This window comes from Paracoccus sp. (in: a-proteobacteria), from assembly GCF_047973135.1.
In the GTDB taxonomy this organism is placed as follows: Bacteria; Pseudomonadota; Alphaproteobacteria; order Rhodobacterales; family Rhodobacteraceae; genus Paracoccus.
In genome coordinates this window covers 1-6,766 of record NZ_JBKEBL010000123.1, presented here as the reverse complement: position 1 = coordinate 6,766, position 6,766 = coordinate 1, and the positions used below count along the sequence as shown (strand labels likewise).

Here is a 6,766-nt window from a genome sequence, read left to right as displayed (position 1 = left end):
TGGGCTTGTCATGATGCTTGTCATGATCTTCATGCGCGAAGGATTGCTGCCATCGATCCTGCGCAAGCTGCGGGGGGCAGGGGAATGAGCCTTCTGGAAATCAACGGGCTTGGCATCACCTTTGGCGGCCTGCGTGCCGTTCATGATGTCAGCTTTGCGGTGGAACCCGGCGAAATCGTATCGGTCATCGGGCCGAACGGTGCCGGCAAGACCACGCTTTTCAACATGATCTCGGGTATCTACCTGCCGGATACAGGACGTGTGGTTCTGAATGGCGAAGATGTGACCGGGCTGCGCCCTGACCTGCTGGCGCGGCGCGGTATGAGCCGCACATTCCAGAACCTGCAAATTTTCCAGAGCATGACAGTGCTGGAAAACGCCATCTCGGGCTATCATCTGCAAGAACGGGGCCCGGTATTCGCTGATATGCTTGGCCTGCCGTCATCGCGACGGCGCTCGCAGGCGGCAGAGGCCGGTGCGCGCGATCTTCTGGCGCGCGTCGGGCTGGAAAGGGCGGCAGAGCGCGAGGCCGGAAACCTTTCCTACGGGGCGCTGAAACGGCTGGAAATTGCACGGGCGCTGGCACTGAACCCCAAGGTTCTGCTGCTGGACGAACCCGCCGCAGGCTGCAATGCGGTTGAAACCGAGGAAATCGACCAACTGATTGCCGAAGTGGCCAAATCCGGTGTTGCCATCCTGCTGGTCGAACATGACATGAAGATGGTCATGCGCATTTCCAGCCATATCGTTGTGCTCGATCACGGTGAAAAGATTGCCGAGGGCGATCCGGCCACCGTAAGCCGCGACCCGGCGGTGATCTCGGCCTATCTGGGAACGGAGGCGGAAAATGCTGACGGTTGAAGGGCTGCGTTCGCGCTATGGGCGGATCGAGGTCCTGCATGGGATCGACCTGCATGTTGAAAGTGGCGAAATCGTCACTGTCGTCGGCGCGAATGGTGCGGGCAAGACCACGCTGCTGCGCTGCCTTTCCGGGGTGCAGCCGGTGACCGGCGGATCGGTGACATTCCGCGGCGAAATGCTGACGCGGGTTCCCGCATACAAGCGGCTGCGGCGCGGGCTTGCGCAATCGCCCGAGGGGCGGCAGATCTTCACCAGCCTGACGGTCGAGGAAAACCTGCGTCTGGGGGCCTATCTTTTCACCGATGACCGCGTGCAGCAGGACATGGACGAGGCGTTCGCGATGTTCCCGATCCTGCGGGAAAAGCGCGCGCTGGCGGCGGGGGGCCTGTCGGGCGGGCAACAGCAGATGCTGGCCATCGCCCGCGCGCTGATGGGGCGTCCGTCCTGCCTGCTGCTGGACGAGCCGTCGATGGGGCTGGCGCCGCTGCTGGTGGCGCAGATCTTCGAGGTGGTGACGGCGCTGAAGGAACGCGGTGTGACGGTGCTGCTGGTCGAACAGAACGCCTTTGGCGCGCTGAAGATCGCCGACCGGGGTTATGTCATGGAAACCGGCCGGATCACGATGGAGGGCCAGGCCGCCGAACTGATCGCCGATCCCCGTATCCGCGAGGCCTATCTGGGCTTGTAATACATCCCCTGCATGCCTTGTGAGGTCGCAGGGGATATATCAGGGCAGGGGCCGCCCCGGCGCGGCCCCTATTGCGGCAGGTTCGTCTGCGCCGAGATGTCGCCATAAACCTCGGCGGGTTCGATGCGGAAATGGTCCAGAATTTCCCATGTCCCGTTATCCAGGTTGTCGGCCTCGATATGGATGACATGCATGTTTTCCAGATCGATATCGGCAAAGGCGTCTTTCGTGCCGGGATGGGTCCGCAGCAGTTGGACATAGGATCCGTCCTCGAAAGACTTCAGCAGCCCCTCATACAGCGCGTCATGCAATTCCTGATTGTCGGGACTGACAAAGAAATACATCACCGTCGGCATATAGACCATGACATGTTCCAGCGGAGTCAGGCCCATTTCCTCGGGATGATCGCCGAACATCCCCCGCGCCTCGATGACCGTATAGGGCAGGATGTCGGCGCGGTTATGGGACAGCATCTTGGGCAGGTTCAGGAACCGGCCCGTCACGACCTCGCATCCGACCCGTTCAAATGCGGCGATCGTGTGCCAGTTCTGGCCCTGCAACAGAACAAAATCGTTCAGATCATCGACTGTGCGCAGGTTTTCGAACTTGTCCAGATCCTTGCTATTGACCCAAAGCGGCCAATAGCTTTGCAGCCCGCGAAACAGCGGAATCTTGACCGGCAACAGACCTTTTTCGCCGACATCGCCCACGCCATGCCACTGGATATTCGCGTCATCGCCCATTTCGCGCATGATGCGGTTGGACCGACCGGGCGCGGCACCCATTTCGCTGATGTCCAGATCGAAGGGGCGGCCGCTTTTTTCCAGGGCCAGCTCAAGCAGGCTCCAATGGACGAATTGCTTGGCCCGGTCGCCCATCTCGGACATGTATCTGACCTTGAGAACGCCAGGCGGCGTTTCGGTTTGCGTCTGCGCTGACGCAGGTTGACCGTGCCCCGCCAGAATCAGGCCGGCACTTATGACGATACACGATTTGTACATGTGGCTCGCTCCCCGACATCAGAGGTACCGCGCACCCCCGCGCTGCGGCACCGGATCTGGTTGACCTGTGAAAAAAGCAATCGTGCGGAAAGAAGGCGCTGACACCCGAAGGCTCATGAACCATGGCCACCGCGACTGTCATTTTTTCCCCCTGATTACCTGACGCCAAAGCGTCAGGGCCGTACGTCCAGCAAACGGCAGACGACATCGACAAGGCTGCGTCTGGTGAACGGCTTTTGCAGTAGTATCACATCTTCGCCGAGTCGTGCATTGTGAATTAGCGCATTCCGGGTATAGCCGGACATGAATGCAATCCTTAAATCCGGCCATTCCATCCGCAACCTTTCCCCAACTTCGCGGCCATTCATTGATCCGGACAGAACGACATCCAGAATAGCGGCATCGACGGGCGCATTCTGGGCGGCAAATCTGATCGCCGCCTCGCCGGAATCCAGCGCGATCACCTCGGCATTCATGCGGTCCAGATGGTTTCTGACGGCCTCCAGCACGGCCAGATTGTCCTCGACGATCAGGATGCGCTTGCCGGTCAGGTCGGGCATGCTGCCCGCGCTGTCGGCATGCGCTGCCCCGCCATTTTCCAGCGCCGCATCCCGCCCGGCAACAGGAAGGTACAGATTTACCGTCGTACCATACCCCAACTGGCTGTACAGCTTGATATGGCCGCCCGATTGCTTGGCAAAACCATAGGCCATCGCCAGCCCCAGACCCGAGCCGCGACCAACCGCCTTGGTCGTGAAATATGGTTCGAAAGCATGGGCCTGCACCTCGACGCTCATCCCGGTTCCGGTGTCGGTGACGCTGAAGCGGATATAGTCGCCGGGCTCAACTTCGCCTTCATTGGCGCAATATGCCTCGTCCAGCGCGGTATTGGCGGCCTCAAGCGTGATCGTGCCGCCGTCGGGCATGGCGTGGCTGGCATTGATGACCAGATTCAGGAATACCGTGGCAAGCTGCTGGCCATCGGCCAGACATGTACCGGTCACGCCGGTCGTGACGATGTTCAGATCATATCTTTCGCCCAGAGCCGGACGCAGAAATCCGTCCAGCCCGGTCAGGAACTGTTCGGGGATGATCGGCACGGGGCGCAGCGGCTGGCTGCGCGAAAAGGTCAGCAGTTGCGAGGTCAGGTTGGCACCCTGTTCGACCGCCGTCAGCGCATTGGCCAGCGACCTTTTATCGCGGCCATCAAGCCCGTCCTGCGACACGGTTTCCAGACTGCCCATGATCACGGCCAGGATATTGTTGAAATCATGGGCAATGCCCCCGACAAGCTGTCCTACCGTTGCCAGCCGTTCCGATTGGCGCAGCTTGTCGCTGATCTGCGCGTTCCGGGCTTCGGCCTCGGCCAGTTCCTCAAGGTTGCGCTGGCTCGCGGTCAGGATGTCATTGGCGGCCTCGGCGACGGTGGTGATCTCGTTATCCGCGTCGTGAATGCCCTGCGGCATGAAAAAGGGCTTGGGGCGGCGCGGATCGACAGCATCCAGTTGCCGCGCCAGCCGGCCAAGCGGGCGTGACAGCAGCACATAGAACAGATACAGCAGCATCGTCGTCAGGAACAGGTTGCGCAGCAGTCCCGACACCAGCAGCCGCACCGAGCGCCCATAGAAATCGTTCAGAATGGTGCTGGACTGTACGGTGATGACTAGCTTGCCCAGATAGGCGCCAGTCTGTTCGTCGATCAGGCTTTTTTCGTAATCCCTGAATAGCGGGGCGATCACCTGCGTCACCTGATCCACAAGGCCGGGTTTCGGGGTCCGGTTGGCCTGAGCCATAACTCTGCCCCGGTCATCGACGATGCGTGCTGAGGTGATGAAATCATAGATCAGCAGCGATTCGATGGCCCCGTAAGCCAGTTTGTCGTCAAGCTCATAGGCCGCCTGTTCCGCGCCCGAGGCCGAAATTTCCAGAATATTCAGGATGAATTGTTCGTTGCGATGGGTCTCGCTGGCGTAATCGCCGATGATCTGGATGGTACTGGTGACGATACCCGACAGCACCGCCAGCAGCATGCCATACTTGGCCAGCGTTATCGGAATCTTGTATGTGCGCCGCTTTCGCTGTGTCACCATGCCCCGGCTCTCGCGTGCAGGCCACGCTATCAGTCACCAGTTACCGGACAGGCCGGATGCCCCCCGGCCTCTCGCAAAATTCATCACGTTTTTTGCGACCCCTTGACAGACAATTGTTAATTACCGTGCCGCGCATAGCAAGGATCATGTTTGCCACATCTGTCAATCCCGTCGCATGTTGCAACCATGCCGCTGTTATTGCCACAAGAGAGTGGCAGGGCAGGGCAGGCAGGGATAAATCGTATGCCGTTTTCTGCCGATTTTGCGGCAGGTGCAGCGTTATCCCCGACAATCACCGGATATGTGCGGGAAAAGGTTTGAAACCGTATATGTTTCGAGTCTAAAATTTTTGTCAGCGCGGGCAAACCGCCTGACCGAAAAACAGGGAGTATTCAGTGATGACCACCGCAAGACATCTGCTGCTTGGACTTGCCTTCATGACCGTCGCGGCCCTTTCGGGTGCCGCCGCCACGGCGCAAGAGGTGCTGAAGATCGGATCCTACCCCGCCAACCCGCCATGGGAGTTCAAGAACGAAGCCGGCGAATTCGAGGGGTTCGAGGTCGATATCGTCAATGAAATCGCCGCCCGCACCGGTGCCACCACGCAAATAGACGGCCTGGATTTCCGGGCGCTGTTCGTCGCCACGGCCTCGCGCCGGGTGGATGCGGTGATTTCGTCGCTGACCATTACCAACGAACGGCTTGAAGCACAGTCCTTTACCCAGCCCTATGCCGAGGGCGCGTTGGGCGTCGGCGTCAAGAAGGACGCGGGCATTGCCGGGCTGGAGGATCTGAAGGGCAAGCGTGTCGGGGCCATCGCCACCACCGTATCCGAGAACTGGCTGAAGGAACGCGAGGCCGAACTGGGCTATGCCTCCTATTCCAGCTATGACACGACGATCAATCTGGTCACTGACCTGCGCAACGGTCGCATCGATGCGGCGGTCAATGACGCGGTGGGGCTGCTATACGCCTTTGCCCAACCCGACATGAACAAGCTTGAGGTCTCGTTCCAGATCCCCACGGGCGACAAATATGCGATCATGATGCCCAAGGGCTCGGATCGTTTGCAGGCGTTCAATGACGCGATTTCCGCGATGAAAACCGACGGGACCATGGCGGCGCTGTATGAAAAATGGTTCGGCGTGCCCGCCGCCGCAGACAGCCTGACACTGACGCCGCTGCCCGTGCCGACATCGGCGGACTGATGGAGTTCCTCGATATTTTCTTTAATGCGGATGTGGCCCGGCGGTCCTTTCCGATCCTGATGCGCGGCTTGCTGAATACCGTTCTGCTGGGGGGCGCGGCGATCGTTTTTGGCGGCTTTCTGGGCGTTCTGTTTTGCCTGCTGCGCCTTTACGGTCCGAAACCGCTGCGGCTGCTGGCGGTGTTGTATATCGACATGCTGCGCGCCATCCCGGTGCTGGTGGTGCTGATCCTTGTCTATTACGCGCTGCCCTTCGCCGGGATCGTCTTTTCGTCCTTTGTCGCGGCAACCATCGCCCTGTCGATGGTGCTGGGTGCCTATACCGCCGAGGTCGTGCGTGCCGGAATCGAGGCCGTGCCAAAGGGCCAGTTCGAAGCTTGCGAGGCACTTGGCCTGCGCTTCGTCACCGCCATGCACCTTGTGATCCTGCCTCAGGCGTTCCGGATGATGATCCCACCGCTGGCCTCTTATTCGGTGTCGATCATGAAGGACACATCGCTGGCTTCGGTCGTGGCGATGAACGACATGCTGAAACAGGCCACGGATGCGCAGGCGCTGTTCGCCAGTCCGACGCCGCTGCTGCTGGCGGCACTGATCTATGTCGCGCTGCTGTGGCCGATGGTGCGGCTGACGGGCAGGCTGGAACGGCGGTTCAGCCGGGGCGTGGCGCGATAGGCAGCGGCGCGGGATGTCGTGCCGGCTAGCGTCGCGTGATGTCACCGCCGGATGATTTGCGTCCCGCGATGGCCGGGGGCGTTGCACCCCCCGGCCCCCCCGCTTCCCGCAGCGGCAATCGGAACGCATGTTCCATGCGGTGCGGGGCGCGGCACGCCATCCCGGTCTGGCAAGGGCGGTGGCCGGGGGCAAAATAGGCGGACGGTGCAGCAAAAACCGCGCTTCGCCGTAGGCTTTTGCAGGG

At 60.6% G+C, this 6,766-nt stretch carries 6 protein-coding genes; 4 read left to right on the top strand and 2 right to left on the bottom strand.

Features of this window, described 5'->3' with window-relative positions; all coding sequences use genetic code 11:
- Window positions 1-84 precede the first annotated feature (84 nt).
- Together ACK5L9_RS09400 and ACK5L9_RS09395 are read left to right on the top strand one after the other, a co-directional pair.
- Window positions 85-861, top strand: a complete 777-nt coding sequence (locus ACK5L9_RS09400; protein ID WP_416911203.1) for an ABC transporter ATP-binding protein — start codon at window positions 85-87, stop codon at window positions 859-861.
- Entirely contained in the window at window positions 848-1,549 is a 702-nt protein-coding gene (locus ACK5L9_RS09395) for an ABC transporter ATP-binding protein (RefSeq protein WP_416911202.1), read from the top strand. The genes ACK5L9_RS09400 and ACK5L9_RS09395 overlap by 14 nt, the downstream gene beginning before the upstream one ends.
- 68 nt (window positions 1,550-1,617) lie before the next feature.
- On the opposite strand, the gene ACK5L9_RS09390 is transcribed toward ACK5L9_RS09395, so the two are convergent.
- Window positions 1,618-2,436, bottom strand: a complete 819-nt coding sequence (locus tag ACK5L9_RS09390; RefSeq protein ID WP_416911201.1) for a hypothetical protein — start codon at window positions 2,434-2,436, stop codon at window positions 1,618-1,620.
- Between the two features lie 287 nt (window positions 2,437-2,723).
- Entirely contained in the window at window positions 2,724-4,640 is a 1,917-nt protein-coding gene (locus tag ACK5L9_RS09385) for an ATP-binding protein (protein ID WP_416911200.1), read from the bottom strand.
- 398 nt (window positions 4,641-5,038) lie between these two features.
- On the opposite strand from ACK5L9_RS09385, the gene ACK5L9_RS09380 reads away from it, so the two are divergent.
- Together ACK5L9_RS09380 and ACK5L9_RS09375 are read left to right on the top strand one after the other, a co-directional pair.
- Entirely contained in the window at window positions 5,039-5,848 is an 810-nt protein-coding gene (locus tag ACK5L9_RS09380) for an ABC transporter substrate-binding protein (protein ID WP_416911199.1), read from the top strand.
- Window positions 5,848-6,522 (top strand): amino acid ABC transporter permease, encoded by a 675-nt coding sequence (locus tag ACK5L9_RS09375; RefSeq protein WP_416911198.1) that lies wholly within the window; start codon window positions 5,848-5,850, stop codon window positions 6,520-6,522. The genes ACK5L9_RS09380 and ACK5L9_RS09375 overlap by 1 nt, the downstream gene beginning before the upstream one ends.
- The last annotated feature ends 244 nt before the right edge of the window (window positions 6,523-6,766 follow it).

What these genes read in the sequence shown, in the direction of transcription:
- ACK5L9_RS09400 (WP_416911203.1), top strand. Translation starts at nt 85, where the DNA reads ATGAGCCTTCTGGAAATCAACGGGCTTGGCATCACCTTTGGCGGCCTG.
- ACK5L9_RS09395 (WP_416911202.1), top strand. Translation starts at nt 848, where the DNA reads ATGCTGACGGTTGAAGGGCTGCGTTCGCGCTATGGGCGGATCGAGGTC.
- ACK5L9_RS09390 (WP_416911201.1), bottom strand. Translation starts at nt 2,436, where the DNA reads ATGTCCGAGATGGGCGACCGGGCCAAGCAATTCGTCCATTGGAGCCTG.
- ACK5L9_RS09385 (WP_416911200.1), bottom strand. Translation starts at nt 4,640, where the DNA reads ATGGTGACACAGCGAAAGCGGCGCACATACAAGATTCCGATAACGCTG.
- ACK5L9_RS09380 (WP_416911199.1), top strand. Translation starts at nt 5,039, where the DNA reads ATGACCACCGCAAGACATCTGCTGCTTGGACTTGCCTTCATGACCGTC.
- ACK5L9_RS09375 (WP_416911198.1), top strand. Translation starts at nt 5,848, where the DNA reads ATGGAGTTCCTCGATATTTTCTTTAATGCGGATGTGGCCCGGCGGTCC.